Source organism: Streptomyces sp. NPDC059534, assembly GCF_042743475.1.
Taxonomy (GTDB): domain Bacteria; phylum Actinomycetota; class Actinomycetes; order Streptomycetales; family Streptomycetaceae; genus Streptomyces.
In genome coordinates this window covers 1-1,494 of sequence record NZ_JBHWAQ010000142.1, presented here as the reverse complement: position 1 = coordinate 1,494, position 1,494 = coordinate 1, and the positions used below count along the sequence as shown (strand labels likewise).

The 1,494-nt window shown below is 68.5% G+C and carries 1 pseudogene; it reads left to right on the top strand.

Features of this window, described 5'->3' with window-relative positions:
- Window positions 1–205 precede the first annotated feature (205 nt).
- A pseudogene (locus tag ACFVZH_RS40375) lies at window positions 206–1,197 on the top strand (transposase); the annotation flags it as partial.
- Between the last annotated feature and the right edge of the window lie 297 nt (window positions 1,198–1,494).

Genomic DNA, 1,494 nt, shown 5'->3' with positions numbered 1-1,494 from the left:
CGTGAGACCGCCCCCGCACGATCGAAGCCCCGCTACACTCCAGCCGCCCAGCGAAACCCGCAGGTCAGACAGTAAAATCCTGCTGGAGTACTAGGCACTGTCCGGCCGATCACGTGGCTGTCGCCTGATCTGGCCTGGGCGAGTTCGGCATCGGCGGCATGGTCCGCGTCCATGATCTTCTGCACCATCGCAACGGCAGTCCCGAATCGACGCGGTCCGGCTGCGCAAAGCCCCGGCCATGCTGCCGCAGCCCATGGCGGCCGACGGGCGTCTGGTCCTGGCCGTCGATGTCTCCGCCTGGCTGCGGCCCGACGCGCCGACCAGCCCGGACCGGCTGTTCTGCCACGTCTACGGACGCTCGGGACGCTCCAGCGACCAGTTCATCCCCGGCTGGCCCTACTCGTTCGTCGCCGCCCTGGAGACCGGCCGCACCTCGTGGTGCCAGTTGCTGGACGCGGTCCGGCTCGGCCCCGACGACGACGTCGCCGAGGTCACCGCGGCCCAGGTCCGCCGCGTCGTCACCGACCTGATTGACGGCGGCCAGTGGGAAGCCGGTGACCCGGACATCATGGTCGTCTTCGACGCCGGCTACGACGCCCCGCGCATGGCCTACCTCCTTACCGGGCTCCCCATCGAGGTGCTCGGACGGATGCGCTCGGACCGGGTGATGCGCCGTCCGGCACCCTCACTCAAGGAGTACGCCCTGGCCTATCCTCAGGGCGGGCGGCCGCCGAAGCACGGCAAGGAGTTCCGCTTCGCCAAGCCCGACACCTGGGGCGCCCCGGACGCCGAAACCGTGCAGGTCACCGACCGCTACGGCACCGCACAAGCGATGGCCTGGGACCGCATCCACCCCCGCCTCACCACCCGCTCCGCGTGGATCGATCACGACGGCGAACTCCCCGTCATCGAAGGAACGCTGATCCGGCTGAAGGTCGACCACCTGCCCGGCGACCGTGAGCCCCTGCCCTTGTGGCTATGGTCCTCCAAGACCGGCATAACCAGGAAGACATCGACCTGCGCTGGCAAACCTTCCTCCGCCGCTTCGATCTTGAACACACCTTCCGCTTTGAAAAACAGACGCTCGGCTGGACGCGTCCCAAGCTCCGTACTCCCGAGGCGGCGGACCGGTGGACGTGGATCGTCATCGCCGCCCACACCCAGCTCCGCCTCACCCGCGAGGCCGCGGCCGACCTGGGGGACGGGGAACAACGGACCGGGAACCGGCGCCAAGGGCCTTGCCACAGATAACGGGGCTGCTTCGCGCACCTGGCACCGAGCAGAACCGCAGCTCACAGTGACCGGTACCGCAGATATTGGGGTGTTATCTGGGGGGCGATTTCAGACCGGCCCCGCCGCCGACGACCCACCCACTGCCCACCAGGGCCGACGGGGGCTTAGAGGTCCTAACAAAGGCGTTGGACGTGGCGGTGGGTGATGAGGCAGGTGGCGAGGCCGAGGAAGGCTTCGTGGATGTCGTCGCGTCGTTCCCAT